This window comes from Candidatus Uabimicrobium helgolandensis (genome assembly GCF_041508025.1).
Classification (GTDB): Bacteria; Planctomycetota; Uabimicrobiia; order Uabimicrobiales; family Uabimicrobiaceae; genus Uabimicrobium; species Uabimicrobium helgolandensis.
Genome location: NZ_CP165719.1, coordinates 8,431,782 through 8,458,371, shown reverse-complemented (window position 1 = coordinate 8,458,371; position 26,590 = coordinate 8,431,782). Strand labels below are relative to the sequence as shown.

17 protein-coding genes are annotated in these 26,590 nt (G+C 34.0%); 8 read left to right on the top strand and 9 right to left on the bottom strand.

The features are described 5' to 3' along the window. Nucleotides 1-140: 140 nt before the first annotated feature. The gene (locus UABHE_RS31180) at nt 141-1,304 is read right to left on the bottom strand and encodes an IS4 family transposase (protein ID WP_372367333.1); all 1,164 of its coding nucleotides are present in this window, start codon (nt 1,302-1,304) and stop codon (nt 141-143) included. A gap of 1,108 nt (nt 1,305-2,412) precedes the next feature. Next, a complete protein-coding gene (locus UABHE_RS31175; RefSeq protein WP_372367332.1) occupies nt 2,413-2,598 on the bottom strand; it encodes a hypothetical protein in 186 nt (61 codons plus the stop codon). 743 nt (nt 2,599-3,341) lie between these two features. Here UABHE_RS31175 and UABHE_RS31170 point away from each other — a divergent pair. The 5 genes from UABHE_RS31170 (at nt 3,342) to UABHE_RS31150 (ending at nt 7,858) form a co-directional block, all read left to right on the top strand. After that, nucleotides 3,342-4,166 carry a hypothetical protein gene (locus UABHE_RS31170; protein ID WP_372367331.1) on the top strand — a complete coding sequence of 275 codons (825 nt, stop codon included), beginning with the start codon at nt 3,342-3,344 and terminating at the stop codon, nt 4,164-4,166. A gap of 302 nt (nt 4,167-4,468) precedes the next feature. After that, nucleotides 4,469-4,636 (top strand): hypothetical protein, encoded by a 168-nt coding sequence (locus UABHE_RS31165; RefSeq protein WP_372367330.1) that lies wholly within the window; start codon nt 4,469-4,471, stop codon nt 4,634-4,636. Between the two features lie 367 nt (nt 4,637-5,003). Continuing rightward, the gene (locus UABHE_RS31160; protein ID WP_372367329.1) at nt 5,004-5,762 is read left to right on the top strand and encodes a hypothetical protein; all 759 of its coding nucleotides are present in this window, start codon (nt 5,004-5,006) and stop codon (nt 5,760-5,762) included. A gap of 263 nt (nt 5,763-6,025) precedes the next feature. After that, nucleotides 6,026-6,751, top strand: a complete 726-nt coding sequence (locus tag UABHE_RS31155) for a hypothetical protein (RefSeq protein WP_372367328.1) — start codon at nt 6,026-6,028, stop codon at nt 6,749-6,751. Between the two features lie 390 nt (nt 6,752-7,141). Next, nucleotides 7,142-7,858, top strand: coding sequence for a transposase (locus UABHE_RS31150; RefSeq protein ID WP_372367327.1), 717 nt, complete (start codon nt 7,142-7,144; stop codon nt 7,856-7,858). A gap of 544 nt (nt 7,859-8,402) precedes the next feature. Here UABHE_RS31150 and UABHE_RS31145 read toward each other — a convergent pair. The 3 genes from UABHE_RS31145 to UABHE_RS31135 form a co-directional block, all read right to left on the bottom strand. Beyond that, on the bottom strand, nt 8,403-9,161 hold the full coding sequence (locus UABHE_RS31145; RefSeq protein ID WP_372367326.1) for a hypothetical protein: 759 nt from the start codon (nt 9,159-9,161) through the stop codon (nt 8,403-8,405). A gap of 327 nt (nt 9,162-9,488) precedes the next feature. Next, nucleotides 9,489-10,079 carry a type II secretion system protein gene (locus tag UABHE_RS31140; RefSeq protein WP_372367325.1) on the bottom strand — a complete coding sequence of 197 codons (591 nt, stop codon included), beginning with the start codon at nt 10,077-10,079 and terminating at the stop codon, nt 9,489-9,491. 591 nt (nt 10,080-10,670) lie between these two features. Continuing rightward, nucleotides 10,671-13,463, bottom strand: coding sequence for a bifunctional aconitate hydratase 2/2-methylisocitrate dehydratase (locus UABHE_RS31135; protein WP_372367324.1), 2,793 nt, complete (start codon nt 13,461-13,463; stop codon nt 10,671-10,673). Nucleotides 13,464-14,274: 811 nt separating this feature from the next. Between UABHE_RS31135 and UABHE_RS31130 the strand changes: the two genes are divergently transcribed. Continuing rightward, entirely contained in the window at nt 14,275-15,726 is a 1,452-nt protein-coding gene (locus tag UABHE_RS31130; RefSeq protein WP_372367323.1) for a serine/threonine protein kinase, read from the top strand. Between the two features lie 600 nt (nt 15,727-16,326). Then, nucleotides 16,327-17,253, top strand: coding sequence for a 2-hydroxyacid dehydrogenase (locus UABHE_RS31125; protein WP_372367322.1), 927 nt, complete (start codon nt 16,327-16,329; stop codon nt 17,251-17,253). Between the two features lie 351 nt (nt 17,254-17,604). On the opposite strand, the gene UABHE_RS31120 is transcribed toward UABHE_RS31125, so the two are convergent. Beyond that, nucleotides 17,605-19,599 (bottom strand): hypothetical protein, encoded by a 1,995-nt coding sequence (locus UABHE_RS31120; RefSeq protein WP_372367321.1) that lies wholly within the window; start codon nt 19,597-19,599, stop codon nt 17,605-17,607. 503 nt (nt 19,600-20,102) lie between these two features. Here UABHE_RS31120 and UABHE_RS31115 point away from each other — a divergent pair. Beyond that, the gene (locus tag UABHE_RS31115; protein WP_372367320.1) at nt 20,103-22,394 is read left to right on the top strand and encodes a YncE family protein; all 2,292 of its coding nucleotides are present in this window, start codon (nt 20,103-20,105) and stop codon (nt 22,392-22,394) included. A 48-nt stretch (nt 22,395-22,442) separates the two neighbouring features. Here the strand turns inward: UABHE_RS31115 and UABHE_RS31110 are convergent, their stop codons facing one another. From UABHE_RS31110 to UABHE_RS31100, 3 genes are all read right to left on the bottom strand, one after another. Then, nucleotides 22,443-23,915, bottom strand: coding sequence for a serine protease (locus UABHE_RS31110; protein WP_372367319.1), 1,473 nt, complete (start codon nt 23,913-23,915; stop codon nt 22,443-22,445). Between the two features lie 192 nt (nt 23,916-24,107). After that, the gene (locus tag UABHE_RS31105; RefSeq protein WP_372367318.1) at nt 24,108-24,947 is read right to left on the bottom strand and encodes a serine/threonine protein kinase; all 840 of its coding nucleotides are present in this window, start codon (nt 24,945-24,947) and stop codon (nt 24,108-24,110) included. 677 nt (nt 24,948-25,624) lie between these two features. Continuing rightward, nucleotides 25,625-26,590 carry a DUF1573 domain-containing protein gene (locus tag UABHE_RS31100; RefSeq protein ID WP_372367317.1) on the bottom strand — a complete coding sequence of 322 codons (966 nt, stop codon included), beginning with the start codon at nt 26,588-26,590 and terminating at the stop codon, nt 25,625-25,627.

Sequence of the window (26,590 nt, the reverse complement as noted above, 5' to 3'; positions counted from 1 at the left end):
TTTTTTATTGCCACTACAACTTTTGTCTTATCTTGGATGATTATTACGTTTTAAGTTATTACGAGTCTGGCATTGAATTAAACGAGTCTGGCATTGAATTTTTTATGAGTACATTTTGCTGTGAGTGGTCTGGCATTGAATTAAACGAGTCTGGCATTGAATTTTTTGCAAGAAAGAATTGAGTATTGAGAATGCCTAAAACTAACTAAATAAAGAATATGGTTGTGTGCAACAGCAGTATGAAAAACAACAAGACGGATAAGGTTGTAGGCTAAAACATAGGCATAGATTTCTTTATACAATATATCAGGCGTTTTGCCTTTTAGTTTTTCCATGCACATATTAGTTTTCAAAGTACGTAGATAAAGCTCTGCATTCCATCGAAGAAAGTACAACTGCGCAATATCTCCAAAAGTATATGCGTCAAAATCAAGTAGAGAAGTGACTATGATAAACTCTTTGGAACGAAAGCCAGGAGTATTAACTTTGTACTGAACAAGGCGAACTTCCATTGATTCAGGAATTAAATATGGCATTTCAACCCAATCAGGTAGTCTCTTAGGGCGATGCCATTTTTTTATTTCTTGTTTTTCAACAATATAAGTAGTATTTGCTAAGCGAGTATTGGCTTTACCTCTAACACGAAAAACAAAATCATGCTTATAAAGATATTGAAGGTAGGCAGAATCACAATAAGAACAACATCCTCTGTCACCTAAAACAACTGTTCCTTGTTCAAGGTTTTCATATAAACGGCGAAATAAAACTCTTTCATGAATAGAATAATTGGCAAAACGAATTTTAATTACCATTCCTGTTGCTAAGCAAAAAGCCACTGCTATTCTGATAATTGGGAAGCCACAACCTTCTTTTTGGCTTTTGATTTGAGGATACATTTCTTGATTCTTAATTGTATCTGGTGCATTGATACAACTGCCATCAACTATCGCTACTCGCCGTCCTCTCCATAATCTTTCTTTTGGTAGTTCTTCCCTCGTTTCTGCGACAACTTTACTCACTAATTTCGATATCAAATTTTTAGGTAGCCTTTGCCTTGCTTGACAGTAAGCGCTTGCGCATATTGAACTCATTTTCTTATTTTGTTTCGTAAAAAATGCCCTCACTCTTCCCGCCGTTTCCTCACAACTATTGTTATCTGATAATATTTGCGATAGAAATGCCCACAATGTTATTGCTGGTGTAAATACTCTACTTCGATACTTGATTTTCTCTTCTTTTATCACTTCTTCTATTAAATTTTTTCTTAGTAGTTTTATGAATGGTAAGCCCTTGTTCTTCTGCAAATTTTTTTTCTATTTTTTCAAAGGCGTTTCTTCTGTATAATTTCATCTCTTTCTTCCTTCTTGGTTTTTGTTTTTTCTGATTTAACCATTTTAGGAAGAAAGATTTCTTTTTTCAATTACCTTTGTATACCTAATTTTTACTCGCTCATAAGCTTAACTGAATGACATTCGAGTCTGACACGAATTCTGAGTCTGACACGAATTCTGAGTCTGACACGAATTCTGAGTCTGACACGAATTCTGAGTCTGACACGAATTCTGAGCTTGACACGAATTCTGAGCCTTGAAATTGGCAACGAGAATTGAGTCCGACATGAGAATTGAGTCCGGCATGAAGAATTCTGAGCCTGACACGAATTCTGAGTCTGACACGAATTCTGAGTCTGACACGAATTCTGAGTCTGACACGAATTCTGACGAATTCTGAGTCTGACACGAATTCTGATAATCCAAATCTCCTGTTTTATTCCTCGAATCCTCTAACTTTATCCCAAAAAAGCTAATATTTTGTTATGCTGCCACCAGAATTGAGTCTTCTGTCGAATTAGTATTTCGTATGACAACATATCTAATCTTAAGTCTATATTTTATATATAGATAGATGAAAATGGGTAGAAGTTAAAAAAGCTAATATTTTGTTATGCTGCCACCAGAATTGAGTCTTCTGTCGAATTAGTATTTCGTATGACAACATATCTAATCTTAAGTCTATATTTTATATATAGATAGATGAAAATGGGTAGAAGTTAGTTCTATATCAAAAAAACTAATGCTTCATTAGCTATTGCTTCTATGGAACTAGTGTTTCGTATGATAACCATATTTGATGTTAAGTCTATACTTTATATATAGATAAATAAAAATTGGTAGATACTAGTTCCATATCAAAAAAAACTAATGCTTCATTAGCTACCGCTGACACGAGAATTGAGTCTGACACGAATTCAGAGTCTGACACGAATTCAGAGTCTGACACGAATTCAGAGTCTGACACTAATTCAGAGTCTAACACGAATTCTGAGTCTGACACTAATTCTCTGGTTTAATTTCCAATGTGTGAACTTTGTTCATCTCCTACAGCTCGAGCTAGTAACACTAATTCTCTGGTTTAATTTCCAATGTGTGAACTTTGTTCATCTCCTACAGCTCGAGCTAGTAACACTAATTCTCTGGTTTGATTTCCAATGTGTGAACTTTGTTCATCTCCTACAGCTCGAGCTAGTAATACTTTTGCTGATGATCGAGGAAGAGAAACAACTACCCAGCGTTTATCTTGGACTTTCAAATTAACCAACCAAATTGCCAAATTGAGTTTTACACTAATTCTCTAATTCTGAGTCTCACTGAGACCGAAATGATGAAGCTTTTGTCTTAAGCTTCATCATTTCTTAATAAAGTTTATACATAAATTTAAACTTTTTTTTATGTTAATTTAATCTCCAATTCATTTTTAAATAATATAAGTAATATATATTCTCATTTAGGCATATAGAACGCTATTTGTATAGCTTTATACTAATTTGGGTTTTGTCGTCAATTAATCTAACTACGCCTAGTACTCTGGAACATTAATACGTAGCTAACTCTGAGAAATAGAAATTACAATGGTTTATGATGTCCTCCTGTTGGTACACCCAACTGTTATCCCATAGGAGGACTTACGTATGTTTCTTTGAATCTGAAAAAATGACATGTCAGTGCGCAACTTTGAAATATGTCAGTGCGCAACTTTGAAATATCTATACTTCGGTGCTTCAAACTGAGGTTGCGTTTTTTCAGTTCTTTTTGGTATATGTAAGCTCTTCCTGTGGGGAAATAATCGGCTTTAGCCGATGTGGGCATCGCATACCTTGTATTTTCTGATTTTGGTACTAGAGACAAAAACTATGTTCCTGACAACTACGATTTCTTTTTAAGAAACACTTGGCATATTCGGTTGTGATTAGGATCTCGACTAGAGCCGCATTCACGAATGTATTAATTGACGACAGGCATCTAATTTAAATATCAGTTCTATTTTTATGAAGGAGATTATCTATGCGTAAATATAAAGTTGATTTTTTGTACCGTCCTGGACTTAACTATTCAGATGAAAAATTACAAGAACTAATCTCAGAGTTACAGGAAGTTGCGTCTTGTTGTTTTGATGAGTTACCGAATTACCAATGTATTTCTGGATCGCGAGAAGAATTATCGGATAAAGTAATTACTATTGCTCGTAATGATAAAGGAAAATTAATTGGTTTTTGTTCGGCTGTATTGTTACCAATCCCAGGTATGGGGTCTATTTTTCATTTAGGCTTGACTTGTGTTCTTCCACAAGCTAGAGGTTTTGGTTTAACTCACGTATTGACATCTAAAGTCTTAGTTAAATATTTATTGTTTTATCGACCAATTGGATGCCAATGGATTAGCAATGTAGCTTGCGTACTCAGTAGTTTAGGGAATTGCTCCATATATTTCCGCGATATATATCCTTCTCCTTTTTTTACTACTCCAAGCGAAACCCATAAAAAAATTGCAGAAACAATAAATAATCAATATCGCAAGAAAATACATATTGATGCTGAAGCAAATTTTGATGATAAGAATTTCGTTTTCCGTGGTAGTGTCAAAAATACTGTTTTTCAAAAAGAGGCTGATGACCTCCGTTTTTTCCATCGACAAAAATATGTTAATAATTATTATAAAAGTATTATTAATTTCGAGGAAGGTGATGAAGTTTTACAAATTGGCCACATCAGTTTATTTGAGGGAGCTAAATATTTTTTGAAGAGAGCTTTATCTATCAATACTATAGAGCGTCAAATTCAGGATGCAATGGCTTTGGCAAATCTTTCTGATGCAAAGGGAAAATTTTAAAGTACTTATCGTTTTTACAATTTCTTATCTCAGTTGCAATTAAGACGACTTTTGAGCGTATTTTTATGTGAGTGCAAAAATGCATTACCAGTATGCACTGCGTAAAAGAAGATTACTTCTCTAATCGTAGCCCCTGACCGCGACCGAATATTTAAGTATTTCTTGAAAAAGAAATCGTAGTTGTTTGGTTATGATCGTTATTATGGCTAAGATCATGGGCATAGTTATGAATTTTTCAGCACTATTTTAATTGGTGGCAAGTTTTACAAAATAAAGAAGTGTTTGTTAAATTTTTGAGATGTTTGACAATTTCTCTTGTAATTCGAGATGCATTTCAGCAAAATATGGCTTTTACAGGAATTCCATATCCTAACTCCTACGGAGAAATCACAATGTTAGCAGAAAAAATTCTTGTTGTTGAAGATGAGGCAGATATTTTCGAATTTTGCTCTGACCCGAATTTTACTTAGGCGCTATTTACCTAGCTTCGGATATTGTATTGTGCGTTTTCGCTTTCCTAGTTTTAATCTGGATAATGACCCGAATTTTGCTCTGACCCGAATTTTACTTAGGCGCTATTTACCTAGCTTCGGATATTGCATTGTGCGTTTTCGCTTTCCTAGTTTTTAATCTGGATAAAGTTAATTGAATTTAAAATTGATACTCCCTTTTTTGCTGTGTTTTTATTTACACGAAAAAGTAATTTTTGACAAATAAAGTGCAATTAGGAATCCGTTGTTCGTTCATTATATTATCTATAAATGCCAAATTCGACATGAGTCTGGCGCGGCTGAAGCTCACTATCAAGGTAAGAAACTAGTAGAAAGGGAGGTTTATATGAAAAAAGAGACAGATTGGCTTAAAGTAATCACAGCGGGAGTAAGCACGACTAACTACAATATAAGTGAGCGTGACGAAGCCCTTTTATCTATATTCCAACGTTTTCAAAGTCCCATCACAAATCTATTTAGTCGACAATTTAGGAAAATGGGATATTACGATAAGAATTATGCTCAAGATATGTTTGCTCAATTTTTCTCATACGTATTCGAAAATAGAAAAAAAATATTTCGCAGCGCTGACCCTGAAAAAGGAAAATTGAGAAATTTGATGTTTACTATTGCTACTCGATATTTTCAAAAGAAAGTCAGTATGTATGTAAATACTACTGTTTTTTTAGATCCTAAAGTAATGGAGGCTAACTTTTCTCATGACACTACAGAGTTAGATTTCGAAATTGACTATGTTGAAACACTGATGAATTCTACCCTTGTAAAATTAAAGGATCAAGATCGATCCACAGATAAAATTATGTTTCGTATGTTCCAGTATAAATTTTTCTCTAAAGAAAATAATAAAAAGACGGCTTTTGACTTAGCCGTTTTTTTTAATGAAATCTCCGAGGAATGTAGCAACATAGAAAAGAAAAAGGTGGAAGATCGAATTTATCAGAGAATGAAAACGGCAAAGGATCTATTTGCAACGATTTTGTTGCAAGAAATTAGGGAAACATTACTTATACCTGACAATATTCCCATTTCCCAAGAAGAGAAGAGTTTATTTTGTAAATATGCTTGTTGGATTCGAGTGAATTAAACGAGTCTGGCATTGAATTTTGCTTTGAACTTTTGCAAAATCTATCCAATTCCATCCAAACTTTGCATTGGATCAAAATTTATGGTATCTTTTTAGAGGTACAGTCAGGGGGAAAGTGGGCGATGATGGTTTGATTGGTGGAGCTAGATATGTAAAGCTGTCAGACGATTTAAATAACTGACCCAACAATTATGATTTCTAATAGTACAAGCAATTTTGTCATTGCAATTGAAAAGTGATTATCTCTCATTAAGGATATACAAGTGAAAAACAAGATATACTCTAGCTTTTTTTATCTTTTATTTCTTTCATCTTTATTAGCCAGCGAATATCATGAAATAATGGATTTTATTAGTGCAGGAAAAGATAGAGTAAATGTAAATGTCTCAGAATTTGATTGCTATAAAGTGATGGATTTTATTCGTGCAGGTGGAACAGTCACAGTTGATCAAGAATTTGATCGTTATGAAATAATGGATTTTATTAGTGCAGGAAAAGATCGAGTAAATGTAAATGTCTCGGGATTTGATCGCTATGAAGTGATGGATTTTATTAGTGTAGGTGGAACAGTCACAGTTGATCAAGAATTTGATCGTTATGCAATAATGGATTTTATTAGTGCAGGAAAAGATCGAGTAAATGTAAATGTCTCAGAATTTGATCGCTATAAAGTGATGGGTTTTATTCGTGCAGGTGGAACAGTCACAGTTGATCAAGAATTTGATCGTTATGAAATAATGGATTTTATTAGTGTAGGAAAAGATCGAGTAAATGTAAATGTCTCAAAATTTGATCGCTATGAAGTGATGGATTTTATTAGTGTAGGTGGAACAGTCACAGTTGATCAAGAATTTGATCGTTATGAAATAATGGATTTTATTAGTGTAGGAAAAGATCGAGTAAATGTAAATGTTACAGAGTTTGATCGCTATGAAGTGATGGATTTTATTAGTGCAGGTGGAACAGTAATGCCAAGAAAGAAAAAGTAAAAATAGATATTGAGAAATTTTAGATGAGCTTTGGCTTATAACCCATTGCAAATTTTAAATATTTGTCTAAGGGAGGCGGCTGAAAATAATTTACCATTTCACGTGCTATTTTATCCATCAACGTCGTTATTCTTCACTGCGGCTATGCGTGTTAAAAATGCCTAGTTAATGAATGAAATTTCTGTGTAAAATTCTGTATATTATTTTCAATCGCCTTCCTTAGTTGGTTCAATATCGGTGTCAAGTTCAACAAATAAAGAGAAGTAAAAAGCAGTAAGTTGATCTTTATTAGTAACTTACTCCAAATAAAGATGGTGGCTGTAGTGTGTTTTGTCAAACGAACTTATAGAATAATATAGTTAAATAAAGTTATTTTATAAAGGAAAACAAATGCGCCCAGTGAGAATATCAATGATCAATGGTTTATTTCATATAACAACAAGATGTAATAATAAAAACTTCTATTTTAAAGAAGATGAGGACTTCATAGAATATTTAAAGGTAATAGAAAAAGCCCGCGAAAAATACTCTTTTAAGCTACACGCTTACTGCATAACCAGCAACCACACCCATTTGTTAATATCAACTCCAGTAGAAGACAATCTGTCAAAGATAATGCAATATATCAATGGTGAGTACGCAAAGAACTACAACCGTAGACACAAGCGTACAGGGCATTTTTGGGGCGGAAGGTTTTATTCAACAATTATTGACTCGGAGACTCAGCTACTTAATTGTATATTTTACATTGAACTTAACATGACGAGGAACAAAGTTACGAAGCATCCAAAAGAGTGGAAATGGAGCAGCTATAGTCAACATGCAACAGATAAAGGCCTTATCAATATTGACTATCACGAAATTTATATGAACCTTGGTAAGACTATAAAGCAAAGGCAGGAAAAGTATGTTGCAATGATGAAAGAAAGAATGAGAGAAAGAGGTTTACTGGTCAAACAACCACAAATTACTTATGGTTTGGTTTTTGGCTCAGAGTCTTTTATAAAAGAAATTATCAGTAAGTATACATCTCATAAATACTACCAGAAACGTAAAAGCTACACTTTGGATCGCAGTACATCTTGTTTAAGGAAATTTAAAACCTAGGTTTTGACTCATTTACTAGCCTATATTTTCTACATGATAGTCTACAAGGAAAATCTGTTTCCATTTCTCAAGTGAGAAAAACGCTTCACATTTATCTATCTAAATTGCAATTTTTTTCGCGCTAATAATTTTTGTTTTGCATCATTTTTTATTGCCACTACAACTTTTGTCTTATCTTGGATAATTATTACGTTTTAAGTTATTACGAGTCTGGCATTGAATTAAATTATTGCCACTACAACTTTTGTCTTATCTTGGATGATTATTACGTTTTAAGTTATTACGAGTCTGGCATTGAATTAAACGAGTCTGGCATTAAGTTATTACGAGTCTGGCATTGAATTAAACGAGTCTGGCATTGAATTTTTTAAATTATTGCCACTACAACTTTTGTCTTATCTTGGATGATTATTACGTTTTAAGTTATTACGAGTCTGGCATTGAATTAAACGAGTCTGGCAACTTTTGTCTTATCTTGGATGATTATTACGTTTTAAGTTATTACGAGTCTGGCATTGAATTAAACGAGTCTGGCATTAAGTTATTACGAGTCTGGCATTGAATTAAACGAGTCTGGCATTGAATTTTTTACTTGTAATTCTGCCCATTTGGGATCTATTGTTTTGAGAAGTTTTATAGCTGTTCTAGCACAACCTTCCTGTGTGACTTTCAAACCTCTAACAATATCAGGGATGGCATCGCGAACATCCGCTGCATTTGGCCAGTTTGGATCAATGTAATACATCTCACGTATCATGTGATCTACGCTGGTAAAAAAATCGTATGGAGTTGATTTTAAAGCTTGTAACATCGTTTGCCTTGCTATGGGTAGTTTGTGCCACTGTGGTTCTATTTTTTCAAGTGTACTACCTGTTGGTGGGTCCCACACTCCTCGACGAGTTACACGAGCGAAAACCAATTCTGGTATGGCCTCATATGCTCCACACCCAATTTCTCCCAGGCATTCGCAAAACAAAGTTCTTGTCTTGTAATCGTCTGCTGCTTTAAAATTGGCCGCTAACTGTGGAACAATCTTTTTTACAGCATTTGTTTTGTTCCAATGAGGATCTATTTTTTTCAACACACGAATCGCTTGTTTTGCTGTCTCTTTTTTTGCCATAAGCTCGGCAAGATAGGAAAGGCTGTCATCTAAATTAGGGTCTATTTGTTTTAAACGAAGTAGAGTGTTTTCTTCTGTCTTTTCCTTTGCGATTATTTCATCGATAGCGCTTTTTATACTCTCCTGAGCAAAAACAGGTAGTACAAAAACAAACAGTAACCAATAGATAAATTTTTTTTCCATTTGTCTATCCTCTTAGAGTTTAAAAGATACAATTTTAGGTTAGAAGGGAGTTTGCAAACAGCCCCTAGTAGTATGTAACAGAAGTTCCTTGATAAATTAGTGATTATGATCAATAGTTCTTTGACAAAAATTAGAAACACGATTAAGAATTTCATCGGCGGTTTTGTCCATCTAAAAGGGTCTTGGTTGTATGCATCGATAAATTCAAGACTTCTCTTACTCCGATAGCATTTACTTCAACTTACCATCAGAAAGGTTTAAAGCTGTTACTCGTAGTTTTCTATTCTAGTTAAACAGATATATGTTATGTTTGAGAACATGTATATCTTAATTTGTAAGAACATCTAAAAATGGAAATTTACCGTTTTTGTTTCTCACCCAATCCATATGGGTGTCTAAAAATAAGTAAATCATCATTGTACCATTTTCATGATTAGATGGTTGGCCAATATCATCAGAGATAATTGGAGTTGTTGTAGTCTCTTCTGTCGGTCGAAAAATACCAGGATAAATATTCTGATTAGCATTTTTGCGTCCTGCATAGCTCACAGGTCCATCAGTATCACCAAGATCAGGCGCTGTTTGTATTTCTAGTGCTGTGTTGATATCGCCAGATTCAGGGCAAAGATATTTTTTGGGATCTATAATAATTTTAGTATGGTATAGCACTGTAATAAATCCTTGTCCGTTCTTTTGAGGATAATGGACTTGTCTACCATAATCTAAAAGATAAAGATTTAGTGCTCTTCCAAAATACGATATATGGTTTTTACAAGCAATATGGCGTGAACTTTGAACTGTTTGTTTAAAAGATTGTTTTAAAAGGAACAAAACTGTAATTACGCTAAACATAATGATTGCCAGTAGAAGAATTAATTTTGTTAGTGTAAAACCGTTTTTGTTTATATTTATTCTCACTTTACAACTCCAGAGGTAATTTTAAGGTAGATAAAGGTTGAAAGTCTATTTCTCATTTAACATCACTTAACTATTGACAAAATTAGAAACGGAAGTTACTAATAATAAAGGAAATATAATGAGGAAGAAATTTCACTTAAGATGCCAGGCTTGTGGTAGATCATTTTTTCACCAGTTTCTAAGGTAGATAAAGGTCTACTTCACTTAAGATGCCAGACTCGTAATAACCACAAATACACAAAAGCGTCCTGTGTGGTTGTTACGAGGATCCGCTATTTCGCTTATACTTAACATACGGGTCGCTGAAAAATTTGGATGTTTAGCGTTACGCCTCGACAATTATCCCGACGGAGGTCTCAAAACTGACGAGTTTCGTCTCTGCATTATTTGGACTGCCAATAAGCCTTAAATAAAAACAAAAGCCGCAGTTATTTTTCTGCGGCTTTTGTCATTTTGATTAAGATTTAGCTAGCTAACAAAGGACTGTTTCAAAATTCCATCGTTTTGGTAGTCATCTACTTCGACTATCTCTAGCCTACTAACAATAGTGAATTTATTGTTTGAACCATTACCCAATTGATACTCAAAAAACTAATAAGAAATTAGATGAGATGGGGAGGTTAATTGCTTCAAAGGAGGTGCAAATTTAGTTAATTCAATACCTTTTATAGCAGCTCTATATTCATCAATTGTAGGTGTTCTACCAAGAATAGCAGAAAGAACCACGACAGGTGTTGACGCAAGTAATGATTCTCCTTTCTTACGATCTGAATCTTTTACAACTCTACCTTGAAATAAACGCGTAGAAGTAGACATTACGGTATCACCTTTTTCCGCTTTTTCTTGATTACCCATACACAGATTACAACCTGGTCTTTCAAGATACAAGATATTGTCATACTCTGTACGAGCATTAAGTTTAGGAGCAGCATCATCAAACTCAAAACCGGAGTATTTTTGTAACACTTCCCAGTCCCCTTCCTCTTTGAGTTCATCAATGATATTATAGGTTGGAGCTGTAACTACTAGAGGTGCCTTAAACTCCACTTTTCCAGACTGTTCCTCTAAATTTTTTAGCATTTTGGCAACAATCTTGACATCTCCTTTGTGAACCATGCAAGATCCTACAAAACCAAGGTCTACGTGCTTCTCTCCCTTATAAAAAGAAAGCTCTCTAATGGTATCATGAGTGTAACGTTTGGATACATCATCATTATTAACATCAGGATCTGCAATCATTGGCTCATCAATGATGCCTAAATCAACCACAAATTCCGCATAGTATTTGGCATTCTCATCAGGAGCCAATGGAGGCTTTTCACCTGATTTAATCTCATCAATTCTTTTATTTGCTCTATCAATTAGACCTTGAAGGACTTGCTTATCATTATCCATGCCCTTATCGATCATTATCTGAATTCTACCCTTTGCGATTTCAAGTGATTCGATGAGAGTATCATCTTGAGAAATACAGATAGATGCTTTCGCTTTCATCTCTGCTGTCCAGTCTGTAAAGGTGAAAGCCTGATCAGAAGGTAGTGTTCCTATATGAACTTCAATGACTCTGCCTTGAAATACATTTTCTCCACTAAACTTTTTGAGCATCTGGGATTGTGTAGCATGTACAACATCGCGGAAATCCATGTAATCTTTCATTTCTCCTTTGAAAGTCACTTTCACAGATTCAGGGATTGGCATCGAGGCCTCTCCTGTAGCAAGCGCAAGTGCAACAGTTCCAGAGTCGGCTCCGAAAGCAACACCCTTTGACATTCTTGTATGAGAGTCACCACCGATGATCACTGACCAATCGTCTACTGTAAGATCATTGAGTACCTTGTGTATAACATCGGTCATCGCATGATATTTCCCTTGCGGGTCGCGACCAGTAATAAGACCAAAATCATTCATAAACTTCATCAATCTTGGAGTATTTTTTTGCGCTTTCACATCCCACACGGAAGCTGTGTGACAGCCAGACTGGTAAGCTCCATCAACAATTGGTGAAATCACTGTTGCGGCCATCATTTCGAGTTCCTGAGAAGTCATAAGACCTGTGGTATCCTGAGAACCAACAATATTCACTTCTGCACGAACATATGAACCGGCATGTAATGTTGCACCTGAAGTTCCAACGGCATTTTTATTAAATATTTTTTCTACTGCTGTAAGACCTTGTCCTTCGTGAGAGATTTCCTGCGAAGGAGCAAATACAGGTGGCATTTCGATTCCTAGTGTTTTTGCTGCGAATGTCTGAAGTTTCTTACCAAATACAATTGCGTATGAGCCTCCAGCTTTCATGAATTCCACTTTCTGAGGAGTAAAAGCAGAAGAAATATCCATTAATTCTTGATCACCATTATACAGTTTTTTGGTCTTAGTATTGATCGTGAGAACTGTACCTGTATCAACAGAATATGCTTGCTCTAAAACTGGTTCTCCATCTTTCTCTACTAGATTGCCATCTTCATCGTATTTTTTTACCCAATTTTTGAGATCTAAACCAATACCTCCTGTTACACCAACAGTAGTAAGGAATATAGGAGAAATACCATTTGTACCCGCTACTACCGGAGCAATATTGATAAACGGAACATATGGGCTTGCAGATTTCCCGATCCAAAGTGCTACGTTATTTACACCTGACATCCTTGAAGAACCTACTCCCATAGTCCCCTTCTCGGCAAGTAACATGACTCTCTTACCAGGATGTGCTTTTTGTAGAGCCAATAGCTCATTTTGTTTCTCTTTATTGTGCTCAAACATACACTGACCATGTAACTCACGATCTGATCTAGAATGTGCATCACTACCGGGCGAAAGCAAATCTGTAGAGATATCTCCTATTCCAGCGACAAAAGTAACAACTTCAATCTCTTCTTCTATCTCCGGTAGTTTAGTGAAGAATTCAGCTTGAGCATAACTTTCAAGAATATTTTTAGCAGTTTCATTACCACTTTCAAAGGCTTCTTTTAGACGCTCCATATCCGCTTCATAGAGGAACACTTGGGTCTTTAACACCTTTTCTGCTTCACTTGTAATAGCAGGATTATCACCCAATGCCAAATCCAACAGAACCTTGACAGAGGGTCCACCTTTCATGTGTGATAACTGCTCGAAAGCAAAAGTAGACGAAATTTCTTTTACGCTAGATTCACCAAGAATAATTTCCTTTAAAAATTTAGCTTTTACGCCAGCTGCACTAGTGGTCCCTGGCAATACATTATAAATAAAGAAATTAAGAGAGTCTTCGCGATGCTCATTATCTAAATCCTTGATTTGCGTAATAACTTCGCTTAATAATTCAGCACAGTCAATCGGCTTCGCATGAAGTTCTTGACCTTTTCTTTCTTCAATCTCTTTTAGATATTCACTATATCTGCTCATAAAAAATTTCCTTTAATTTATATAGAGACGTTTAAATTTCTTGTTCCGTTAAATACTCTAAAAAAGAGTTTACAGCGTTCTTCATTTAAGTGCGGTATGTAAAACCACAGATTTAAACCAACTCACAGCATATTGAGATGTAATTGCATGAATAGAGTTGATTTTAAGTAATTAGAAGTAATTAGTGCCAGACTCAAAGGTAGATTACAGACTGACGCGTTACTTGATCTTCTTAAATTGAATAACTTCTCGTGCTATTCTCACGTTATATAATAACATATTTTTATTTTAGGAGAAAGACCACTTGAATATATGTTATTTATTATATAAATAATAAGCCATAGAATTGTGCAATAAGCCATAGAATTGTGCCAGACTGAATATGTATTTTTCGTGAATGTTGTAGTGGTAATAAATGACGCTTAATATACCAGACTCGTAATAACTTAAAACGTAATAATCTTCCAAGATAAGACAAATGTTGTAGTGGTAATAAAAAGTGATGCGAAGCAAAAAATTACGCTCATCATTTTCACCTACTGTAAGTTACTAATAAAAAACGGCTTACTGCTTCTTGTTTATTTTTTCAGTCTGCACTCTTTTTTCAATGTTTGCATTTTATCACGGTAAATATCTAAAGAAAATTTCGCAAAATCTTTTTTATCTCTCAGGAATTCTCCATTTTTAGTAATTAAATTTATAGAGGCGTTCGGAGTATTACAAAAATGAAGGTTTTCTCAACGTGTGATTGTTTCAGAATTGATAAATTTGAAACTTGGATGCAAAAAACGAGAACATTGGAGGAGATGAAATGAGATTAGGAGACTATAAGATTTTAGAAAAAATGGATTCTAGCACAATGGGAGACGTTTTTCTTGGTTGCCATTATCAAACTCAAGAAAAAGTTGTGATCAAAATTATTGCGTATGATTTACTAAAAAATAGTCGAGCAATTGCTCGATTTCAAAGAGAAATTTACCAAACAATTCAACTTGAGCATACCAATATTGTTAGTGGCTATACTGCAGGAGAATATCAAGGACGTTTGTATTATATAATGGAGTATATTAATGGATGTAGTGTACGAAAAGAACTTCTTTCATTGTCGTTCTATAATGAAAATAAAGCCTTGAGAATCGCTTTGCAAATAGCTAAAGCGTTAAAATACGCTGCCTCTTTCAAAATTATCCATCGCGATATCAAACCAGATAATATTTTACTGACAAAAGATGGAACAGCTAAACTATGTGATCTAGGGTTAGCCAAATCATTCGAAGATACCAATAAACATACAATTACAGGAACCGTTTTAGGAACACCACAATACATGTCACCTGAGCAAACAAGAGGTGAAGACCTAGACGAGCAAACAGACATTTTTAGTTTAGGCTCTACTTTGTATTACATGTTAACTGGACAGCCCCCTTTCAGAGGGAAGGATTTTATCGAAATTATGGCAAATGTTGAAGATACAGAGGCTATAAGTATCAAAGAATGGAATTCTCTAATTTCAAATCGAACTTGTGCTTTAGTGGCAAAAATGATGGAAAAAAAACGCAGCAAAAGATATCGCTCTTTTAAAGAAGTTTGTACAGAATTAGAAAACTGTATCAGTATAAAAACAAGTAGTCGCATCATTGCGAAATACAAAAAGTGTTATGTACCAGGATATAGAGAAACACTGCTCGCAAAAGTCGCTTTACACAATCGCATTATAAAAACAAAGCAAATAGAATTGTGTTTACAGCAGCAAGAGCAACTGTTTTTAATAGGAATATCGACCTTGCTAGAAGACATTATTTTGGAAAACGAATTTATACCATTACCTCAAATGAGAATACTCAAAAAAACAGTTAATCATTTTATAAATGAACAATTTGAACAAGTCTTACGGAAGATTTCTCCAAATGTTATAACCGATAGTAAAAAACAATTCCGTTTTACAATAATAGATTATGTTGGACAAGATGAAGAAAAACGCAAAGTAATTTATACTAAACTGCAGGACATTTTATTCAAAGATGAACAAAAAAAAATACTCAATATCGCCATAGAATATAATCTCATTTCAAAAGTGCAAGCAGACAAATGTTGGAATATTTATTCTAATAAAGTACTTCTCTATGATTATAGTCCGATTATAAATATTTTAACAGAAAAGCATTTTACTCATCTTAACGATAGCCATTTTCTTCTGCGTGCGGTGAGGAGAAGCACCATGACAAATTTCTCTTGTCAGTATTTTATGAATCAAGAAAACTAGCCCGATTGTCAAAGCGAAAAAATGCACCGATATTTCAATATATAATCAAATTACGTTGTAGCCGTATAAATTAATTATAATAGTTGTCATTGTTATCTAGTATGATGCATTTAATTCTTGTTTCTCTTTGTTTGCTGAGTCTGGCACCGATATTTTTAATAATCAAATTACGTTGTAGCCGTATAAATTAATTATAATAGTTGTCATTGTTATCTAGTATGATGCATTTAATTCTTGTTTCTCTTTGTTTGCTGAGTCTGGCACCGATATTTTTAATAACCTAGATGAAGTTCTTGCTAGTTGGCTCAAAATACTCTACTCAGAAACTTCAAAATTACGTATAGATGTTGGCTCAATTACAGTAGAATAATTTACTAACTAGTATCGATATTTGTTTTTCTTAGAATTATGCATGTAGTTCGAGAGAACAACCATTTGATAATGGCCGTTTTGGATAAAAAGAATAAGGCTGTGAAATGAAATATATTATGATTTTTTTTGTTTTTACTTTTTTTACAATAACTCAGGCTGAAAATTTGTAGTCTTGATAAACTACTCCATTAAAAATATTTTTCTAAAAATATCACTGAAGGAAAATTGATGAAAAAAATTCTGTTTTATCAAAATATTGGTATAGATGAAGTTTTAATATTAGGTCTTCTAAAAGAATACAATGTTCAATACGAACCTGTTTTTGCTGAAGACGAAAATACATTCAACAAAGAAGATGTAGAGATCATTGTTGTAGTGAATAAGAAAATGAGCGCTGATACTCTACAAACTTTCCCTAATTTAAAAATGATTTCCGTATCTTTCACTGGTTTCGATAGTGTTGATCGCGATTATTGTACGCAAAACAATATCGCAGTCTATAATGCCGCAGGATATTCAACCGATCCTGTAGCAGAACTAACAATAGCTTTAGCGCAAGCTGTTTTAAGGCAAATTCCACAATCACATGGCCAAATGAAATTGGGTGATTGGCAACCTTATGTTGGACAAGAGTTAGCAAATAAAACAATTGGAATTATTGGCACAGGAGCGATAGGAATGCGCGTTGCTGAGCTAGCAAAAGTTTATAAATGCAAAGTATTAGGATACTCACGCAGCGAAAAACCTGATTTTCAAAAATTTGGGAACTATGTTACGTGGAAAGAGATATTCACATTGTCTGATATAATAAGTGTTCATTTACCATTAAATGAAAAAACCAAAAATAGTATAACTAAAGATGAATTTACCGCGATGAAAAACAGCTCTATTATAATTAATACTGCGCGCGGCCCAGTTATTTGTCGCGACTCATTAATAGATGCGCTAAAAAATAAAACTATTTACGGAGCAGCGCTAGATGTATACGTTAGTGAACCTCCGCGAGATGAAGAGCTACAAAATTTAGAAAATGTAGTTTTAATGCCACATATCGGTTTTCGTACAAAAGAAGCCTTGCTAAGAAAAGCGAATATCACTATTGCTAATATTGATGACTTTCTAACAAAGCGCGAAGAAGAAAATAGAGTGTATTGATAAAGAAGTAGGCTAGTAAAAACTTATTTAAGATGGTACTGACAAATGCAAAAATGGCAAGCGTTATTCCTTTGTATTTGTAGTACGGCGACAAGATCTCCTACATCGCACTGTTATAAAGACAGCCATAAAGACTATATCTCTGTGTTCTAGATATAAATATGTAATTGATATAAATACCGAAGTGAGTTATTCTAGATCGATGCAAATTCTAAAAATATGACAAAAAAATAACCAAAAAAAACCGCGAGTGGTTTTTGATAAACACGAAAATGACGGTTGGATATGGGAACAATGGGCGCCAAATTTTTCTTCTTTTTTGAGAAAAATGGGTGTAAAAGGTTGGATAAACTAGCGCTCTAATACCAGCTTAGATTTATTTAGTGACACTTGACCAGCAGCAAATAATTCAACGCTAATTGTTTTTTCTTCTACTCCATCGCTAACAACATCCACTAGTTGCAGTAAATATTCATTTATTCCTTTTTGTGATTTTTGTGATAAAATTTTTACGCCATCTACAGTTGTTTGTGTGGAATTTGTTAAATCAATATACTTGCCAAATATCAGAATCCTTTTTACTGCTCCTGGAAACATTTCTTTGAATTTAAGGTTAACAACTACATCTTTACGATTCATTTCTCCGGCAAGGTGTATTATGTTGACTAACGGTGCTGGAGGTTTTCTTCTTTGGTTTGTGAATTTTTGGTGGATAATGATATTGTTGTCGCGATTTTTAGCAAACAAGTATACTTTCTCTCCAGAAATATCGCCATTAAACTCAATTACTAGTGCGGAATTTGAAGTTTCTATATTTCCTGAAACTAACGTTTCCATGCCTTGACTTTCCAGAGTGAAAATCGCTCCGTATTTGCGAAATAAATCAAAATTGTTTCCCGTGAGTAAAATCTTATTGCGTGAAATCTTCTCTATGTTTTCAATTACTGGACTGCGCTTGCGAAACAGAGCTTCTAATTGCCCGCTATCATAGCCGCTATAGGCTTCTAGATTCCAATTTTCGCCACAAAGAGGATAATACGGTTTAAAAGCCCAGGTATAGGAGTAACCAAGCTTTAACCTTTTAATGTCTTGCACCAGTTTACGAAGTTCTAAAAATTTTTGGTCGTATTCTTTTTCTTTTAATAAATTGTTAATTACATATTCAACTTTATTTACTAAGGCTAGATATTCGTCTTGCTTGAGCAAAGAAAAGTCGATGTTGTAAAGAGATGTTACCAAATTTTCCAAGTTTTTATTCACAGGATCTGAACCATCAAAATAACCAATGTATTCTAACAAATCGTAAAACTCTGCCAGTTGTTGACCGTTTTTTACTTTTGTCTCTTGGTGCTCATGGGGGTTGTTTTGATAGTGGTGGTCATGTCGGTGATGTTTTTTACGTTTTATATCAAATTTATTTTGATCAAAATTGCGTTGTGTGATGAGCTCGAATTGGTTGCACAAAGCTATAACTTCAATATGAAAATCGGAGTGAACAAGGTGAATATCTTCATTATGATCTTTTTGCCCGTAATAATTTAAAGAAATAGTATCATGGCATTCTACATTTGCTTTAAAATGCGGGTACTGAACTACTCGGGCGATTTCATTCAATTCGCTACGGATATTTTCGAATTGTCCTGAAACATTTGCTGCTCCGACCTGCCCACTTGCACCTAATCCAAGTCCGATTTGATTAAATGAAGACAAATTTTCAGTGATAAGTTGCGTATAGCCATGAGGTGCAATAGCAAGAACTTTAAAATCATCTCGCGATAAAGTATTTCCTGCTAACTTAGAAAAATCTAGAAAAATTTCGATATTATAATTCTTACGTGTAATAGTTCCTGGTTTAAAGGAAATTAAAATTGGAATGATAAATAAACTCTTATCTTCAACGTATGTACCACGAGGATCTGTTTTATAAAGATTTTCAAGCACTTGCCCACCTAAAATCGTGTTTGCGGTGTCGTACAAAATTTGATGATAAGGTGGAGTTATGTTATCCGAAGGATAAATTTCTCCAGGTGCAATACCTTGAGTATTAGTAGTTTTCTTATCGTTGTTGGTATTGATTCTGATATCTGTTTGTTGTTGTTTACTTTGAAAAGTAGATCCTTGGCGTCCGTGGGCGATATAGTGAAAAATTCGTTCTGGCTCTAGCAAAAAATTTAATGAAAATCGACTTTTTCCTAAGTCCACTTGTTTCATCGTTGTTGGATACACCACTACTTTTCCCATTTCAAGGGAGTGCTTATCTGTATGTGGATAAGCAGTTACTTGTTGAGTACGACTGCTACAACACCCAACAAAAAAAACAAACACCAAAATAATTTCATACCTCACCGTTGTTCACCTCTCAATTAATTGTATTGATCTTTAGAATATATTAAAACCTCTTATAAAAATTTTACGAAGGATTTTGTTATAAAGCATTAAAAAAATGATTTAGTAGAGGTTAATTGTGCTAAAGCTACTGACATTTAATCCTCATATTCCTTTATAATACTACTCACGCAAGAGATGAAAATTTAAAATTTTATTTCCTTTGTCGTTTTCTAAGTTTGTGTATTAAAGCTTGTTTACGAAGGTGCTGGTTCTTCTTTGATATTACGAGTGCAAGGGATGAGGCTTTACGCATTTATTTTAGAACTTTATTCCTTGCACCTTAGCTTATTGTTGATCGTTTAGAGAATAAATGTACCAAAACTTTTTCGTTGTATTTTTTGGTAACAGGGCACAATTGTTTATATAATGAATTCAAATTTGCGTTATTTCTAATCAAGTTAGAAATAACGCAAACTCAAGTGTTTCAAAAACAAAAATGAATGTTGAAATCGGAGATCATCATGAGAGCTTTTCTTTTTCTTTTTTTGTCAGTAGTCATATATGCTGGCACGCCACATGTTGCTGAATTAAAGCTACAGCAGGATCCAACAATAGTTTTTACACAAGGTTTTGAAATCGAAGTGGTTATCGAAACGATTGGTAAAAATCAACGAGCTGTTATTGCAACAGAGTGGTCGATAAAACCAGAATTGCCGCAAGGTTTAGAATTGAGGCAAGGGAAAAAAGGAGAACGATATAAGCTTTTTATTTCTGGTACGGTAAAAAAAGTACAGGCCCTTAGAGAATACACTGTTAAGGCGATGAATAACGGTAACAAAGTAAAAAAAATAGACGCAGCTGTTTTGAAAATTCGCATAAAAATACAACCACCGAAAAGTTTGCTTGTTAAAAAAGATTTTGACTATTATATCTTGAATATGAATAATCTAAAATACCCGATTAGGCTAAATAAATTTTCGAGCTTAACAACAGCAGCTTACGGTGATGGCTTTCTTGCACTAGTAACAGTTGATGGCTATATTCATTTTTTAAATGCAGTGACATATAAAAAAATAAGTAGTGTTAAGTTACCTGCGATTGCTATGTTTGATATTTTTTTCTACAAAGGTCGCTTTCATTTATACTATATGTCATCTAATGAGTTGATTTCTGTTGATCCTCATTTGGGCGAATTTGTTATAAAGCGATTACCTTTGTTAATTTTTGAACCAGATAGCGTTTATCATTTTCAGAACTATTTAATTTTTACAGCAAAAAGCATTGATGAACACTTTAGGCCTTTTGTTGTCAACCTGGATGATTTAGAAAAAATTTATAAATATGATTTGTCTATAGAACATCTTGCAGTTGCTAACAATTCATTTGCTTTTTTAGATAAGAAAAAAAATGCTTTGGTGATTTGTCATATTAAAAATGGAGAACTCAAAACAAAAGATATATCTATGGAGCCTTTTAAAATAAAATCTACTAGCATTGTATATGGTGACAATCATTTTATTTTTTCTTGTTACTACGAACTGTTGAATGGAAATTACATCAATAAGGTTTCCGTGGATGAAGGGCATAAAAAGAATTCTATTCTATTTGGAAATGAAAGACCTACCAAATTGTGTTATGGAGGTGGTTGTATCGTTGCTGCGTCGCAAAATAAAATTCGTATTTTTCACGCGGCTTCAACAGAAAGAATGTTTGAGCAAGAAATTCCGCAAATTGGGCGCATTAATTTCATAAATGACCATTTTGTGATTTCTACCTTAGAAAATCAAAATTTTGTTATCGATACAAAAAATATAGAGAAAAAAGTTCAGGATTTTCCTTATTTTGTAGGGAGTTTTAAAATAAATGCTCTTCGTTCGGCGAATATAAATGCCCAAAGATATTTTTATATTCGCGATGGCAATACAATTCGCATCATAGATGCAAACAACATGTCACAAGTTGTTAAGACTAAGGGATATGATTGTTTACTCTTTGGAAAAAATTCGATCGCTTCAATAGATGGAGATGTATGTCGTATAGTCGATGTTGAGTCGAAAAAAGAAATTGATCAAATACCCGTGGCAGGAATTAGTGACACTATTAGAAGGTTTGGTGAAAAATTATTCATTGCATATGATAGTGAAATAGCTATTATTGACTCCAAAAAGAACCAAAAATTGATGTCTTTTTCAGATGAAATACGCGACTTTGAAATAGCACAAGGTCGGATGATTGTTGCTACTGCAAATCAAATACAAATTATTGATCTAGAAACAGAAGAGATAGTGCAATCTTTTGGGTTTGGATTAGGACGATCAGATAACCAAAGAAAAATTATCGTTGATGGTGATTGTTTCTGGACTCTTGTCGGTAATGAAGTTTGGGTTGTTGATATCAAAAGTGGAAATATCTTGCTACAGAAGAAGGGTCCATACGATACGTTAAAGAAAACTACAGAAAATCTTTATGTTGTCGAGTATATTGACAATATCACTTTTATTAGTTTTAGTGATGGTAAATTTGAATTTTTTGAGGTTGAAGAAAATCTTGAACACACCATCAAATTGATTTATGGTGATCTTTATGTAATGGTCTTGACAAAAGATAAGATTTGCTGGCTTAATGTTATTACAAAAAAAGTAGATAGTTATACTTATTTTGCTAATACTAAAAACGGAATATTTATCGATGGAAAATTTATTGTACAAGATGAAGAAGGTCGTTTCCAAATTATACAGTCCAAGGATAAAAAAGTAATTGGAAACATGCATTCTCTCACAGATTTTGAGGCGTTCTTTGGTGAAGTAAAGTAGTTTAAGTGAAGAGTTGGAAATGTGGGGAAGAATTCCCCACACTTTTTATTACTTAACAATATTAATTGTTAGAGATGCGCCATCTGGAATGCTGATACTTGAAAAACTGATTGATTTTGCATTGATAACGATGTTTGCACCTTTTTGTATTCTGAAATCTGAACCGATTTGAACAACGTCGGTGTTAATTTCTTGGTTGCCACTGATGGCATTATTTAGAATAGTAGGATTTGCTTCTACTACTTCACCAATAACTACAACATCGGTGATTGCGTTGATAGCAATACCTTTGTTGATTGCTAGGCTTTCTGTATAAACGCCAGGAGCTACTTGAATAGACTTGTCTTGGGTCTTTTCAATTGCATTGTTTATTGAATGGTATGGATGAAAAATATCACCATTTTCAACTGTTGATGGATGAGTATTGTCAACGAAAATAGTGTTAACTGTTAATAATTGAACAGCTTTGCTTAGGGCAGGATTTTTGAAGCTTGTTCCTGCGTTGTCTCCGCCCCAACTTCCACATCCACCGTGCGTGTGAATACCAACTGTTGTTTGGTGAGTTTCGCTGATAACTGGGCTACCAGAGTTTCCACCTGTAGTATCAGTAGAATAACGTAGAGTTTGTCCACCACTTAGTTGTACAAAAGGACCAACGTGAGTTTGTTGTGTTTGACTGTCTTTATTGCGACTACCACTGCTACCTCTTGGCATGTTATCAACACCGTATCCGGTGATTCTAATTTGCTCTGGATTGATGTCGTTAGCTATTTTGAAAAAAGACTTTTGTGCTTGTAGAGGTGTCAAACCAGTTACAGAGTTTGCGCCTACTTTAAAAGTACACCAGTCGTTTCCTTGACCACCATTTTTGTACTCAGTAGTTCCTAGAACTGGGTATTGATGTTGCGGAGCAGGGTGATTGATTGAACCATCTGGATCAGAAGCAGGAACGTTGAATTCTAACAATTCAACAGAATGACCATCCACACAGTGACCAGCAGTTAGGTAACCATTACCGATAATCCATCCAGTACAACCTACAGGAACCAAACGGCCTGAACGTTTGTCATTAGATGCTTTGCGATCATCAGTATTTCCACAAATGCTTCTTGAGTTTACTCCGCCTTTTTCTCCAGCACTTACTTCTGAACATTGAATAAATACATCAACATCTTGTGGAGAAGCGAATAGCTCAACTAGTACACGACTACCGTTGAAATAAGCAGAAGCGTCGTGCCACATTTTTAGGTTTTTGCCATCAAGAGTCTGTACACCATGGTCTTTAAGAGATGTTATTTTAACATAACTTTTACTACCAAGATTGTAATCAGAGAAATGAACACGTAGCCATTGAGCATCAGGAATGCTTACTATTTGGCGAAATGTTACGTTATCAAGTGAACGACTACCGCTAATAACACCTGAGTTTAACTCAACAGGTTGTTTTGAAAATGGTATTTGATCCTCTGCAATAAGAGCAGCGCAGCTAAACACCATAAGTAGAACGATAAGCTTTTTCAAAACCTGACCATCCTTTCTAAAAGAAAATAACTTCGAATTTAAAACAGTAATTTAAATCCAGTATTTTTCTATTTTATAACATTTTGAGTGTAATTGGAAATACAAAACGTTAGTACCTGTCATTGGATTCTACTAAATAACTGTCTATTTAAACGTCTAGCAATCTCTGAAAAATTGCTAGATGTCTAAGCATCATATTAGCGTTTCTAATACAGAAAGAACATTTGATATGTTAATACGCTCACCTGGCGTTTTTGCCAGCATCTGATCAATAAGATTTGAAATTTCTATATATGTTTGATTGGATTTTTCAGTATTAAGCTTTTCTGCCACAGAAGGAATCCGTTCATATAAAATTTTATCTATTGCTTTCATTTGTTGGCGTTCAAAAAATGGCGAACAATTGTTCCACAGAAAGAACTGGTGCATACTAACTCCTAAAGAAAAAATATCTGAAGAGATAGTGGTGTCCCCTTTGATTTGTTCTGGACTCATGTAAAAAACAGTTCCAACAATATCATCGTTTTTTGTAATATTTGAAAAATCACCAGAAAATGATTTGCTTACACCAAGATCTAAGATCATTGGTTGTTGGGTTTTATATTTAATGATGATGTTTCCTGGCTTTATATCTCTGTGTATTACCTGTGCATCGTGTATTGCAGAAAGTCCATTTGCTATTTGCATGAATATTTTGATTTTTTCTTGCAAAGAAAAAGTATCTTTTTGTGTGTTCAGTATTTCTTCTAATGAATTGCCTGGTACATAATCAATAACTAAGTATGTAGAATTGTTTTCGTGAAAAAAGTGATGAGCTTTAACTACGTTTTTGTGATTAATTGTTGAAAGTAGTTTATATTCTAATTCCGCACGACGTTTTAATTCAAATTCATAGTTCTCGTATTCTTCCGAAATTGTCAATTCTTTTAAGACAATTTCGTATTCATGGAAAAGATCTTGAGCTTTATAAACTGTACTAATATCATTTTGATCGAGTATTTTTATTATTTTATATCTATTTTGTATTATCATATTTTTATCTTAAATGGCTCAGCAAACATGCAAGTACCAGAGTTTAGCATTAACATGCTAGAGAAGACCCTTACTTTTACAAGTTGAGGTACTTAAATATATTCAGTGGAGTATATATCACTGAATACTCTTGAGTTGAGCTTTACTTAGTGAATTACATTTAAATTATTAATGATTTAAATAGTTCTAAACCTAATGAGGTTTGTTTGAATTCTGTTTTAATATTTGTAAAGAATTTATCTCTAAAATAGCTAAATTACAAGGAAGGCAAATGTAGAGATACCTTCTATTGCATATAAGCAAAAAACTTGCCTCGATTTGTATTTTTGATAAATAAAATATAATTTAGGTTGAAAATCTTTATCAGAAGAGAGTGTTATCATTAGATGGCATGACCTCGGCCTGGACTCTAGCCATAGGTGTGATTACCTATAACCGTGGTAATTATGATTAAGATTATGATATCGTTGTATTACTTATAAAATTTAGAATACAGGTAAAAGTATGCTCTGTTTTTGATTTCGATTATTGTGATATTGTAGAACAAAAAAGACGTATTTTGGTTAAGGATAGACGAATATTCGTTGATTATGGACAATTATTCGTCGGTGATGACGTTGAGTAGAAAGTGTTAGCTAAACTTAAGTGGTTCTAAGATTCGGAGACGTCTAACACGTCTATCTTATAAATCCGTGTATGTATATTGGTATGTTTGTTTGAGGAGAATAATTTGTGGTGATGTTGATTACATCGCGGAATTCACCGCGAGGGGCGTTTGTTGTGTCTATATCGATGTAGATATAGTAATATTTTTCAGAAACAACTTCTTCAATACGCGTTTTAACAAAAGAGTTTTTAGTATTAATTTTTGTTAATTTGAATTTATTGGAGTTGTTGTGATAGACGACAACTCGTTTTGTCGTGATTTTTTTTTGCGAAAGCATGCCAAACATTACATAATCAGGTACAGTTGTTAATTCACCTGTAATTTGAAAAAAAATAGGGACTTTGAATGTATTGCCGTTATTTGTGTGAATGGTAATATGTTCACTGTGGCGTCCCACAGGTGCAGTATTGCTTAAGGAAACAATTATTTGATAACCTTTTTGTGGGCCTGGATAAAGATCTTCAATTGTTTTTTGTTGGAATTTTGCCGAAATTGTCTTGTTGGAACTTGTAATTTTTTCTACGGAGAAATTATTTATTTGGGGTTGAACAAAGATAACAGTCTCCTGACTTGATATACCTTGTTTTAAAGAACCTAGATTTATTTGTGGTGGGAATACAGTGTATTTTTTTAATATTTTCGCTGCTACTGGAATTTCAATGTTTTGCTCGTTGTTTGTTTTTACTTTTAATTTCCAATTAAAATTTCCATGTTGACCTCTTGGTTCTACAATAACATTAATTGTCGTTTTTTCTCCTGACAATAACTGGCTGTTTTGTAGTTTGTAACGAATGCAATTACAGCCTGTTGGTTGTAAACTAAGCTGTAATTGCTTTGATGATTTGTTATGAAGTGTAAATGTTTTACTATGATAGCTATTATGAGAAATTGTTTTCAAATCCCAAGAAGAGGGGGTCACTTCTGTTTGGCTCGTTGCCGTTGAAATAGCACACAAGATGAGTAAGATTAACTTCAT

Coding starts and splice junctions, on each gene's coding strand:
- UABHE_RS31125 (WP_372367322.1), top strand. CDS start 16,327: ATGAAAAAAATTCTGTTTTATCAAAATATTGGTATAGATGAAGTTTTA.
- UABHE_RS31145 (WP_372367326.1), bottom strand. CDS start 9,161: ATGGAAAAAAAATTTATCTATTGGTTACTGTTTGTTTTTGTACTACCT.
- UABHE_RS31115 (WP_372367320.1), top strand. CDS start 20,103: ATGAGAGCTTTTCTTTTTCTTTTTTTGTCAGTAGTCATATATGCTGGC.
- UABHE_RS31150 (WP_372367327.1), top strand. CDS start 7,142: ATGCGCCCAGTGAGAATATCAATGATCAATGGTTTATTTCATATAACA.
- UABHE_RS31170 (WP_372367331.1), top strand. CDS start 3,342: ATGCGTAAATATAAAGTTGATTTTTTGTACCGTCCTGGACTTAACTAT.
- UABHE_RS31100 (WP_372367317.1), bottom strand. CDS start 26,590: ATGAAGTTAATCTTACTCATCTTGTGTGCTATTTCAACGGCAACGAGC.
- UABHE_RS31160 (WP_372367329.1), top strand. CDS start 5,004: ATGAAAAAAGAGACAGATTGGCTTAAAGTAATCACAGCGGGAGTAAGC.
- UABHE_RS31135 (WP_372367324.1), bottom strand. CDS start 13,463: ATGAGCAGATATAGTGAATATCTAAAAGAGATTGAAGAAAGAAAAGGT.
- UABHE_RS31130 (WP_372367323.1), top strand. CDS start 14,275: ATGAGATTAGGAGACTATAAGATTTTAGAAAAAATGGATTCTAGCACA.
- UABHE_RS31105 (WP_372367318.1), bottom strand. CDS start 24,947: ATGATAATACAAAATAGATATAAAATAATAAAAATACTCGATCAAAAT.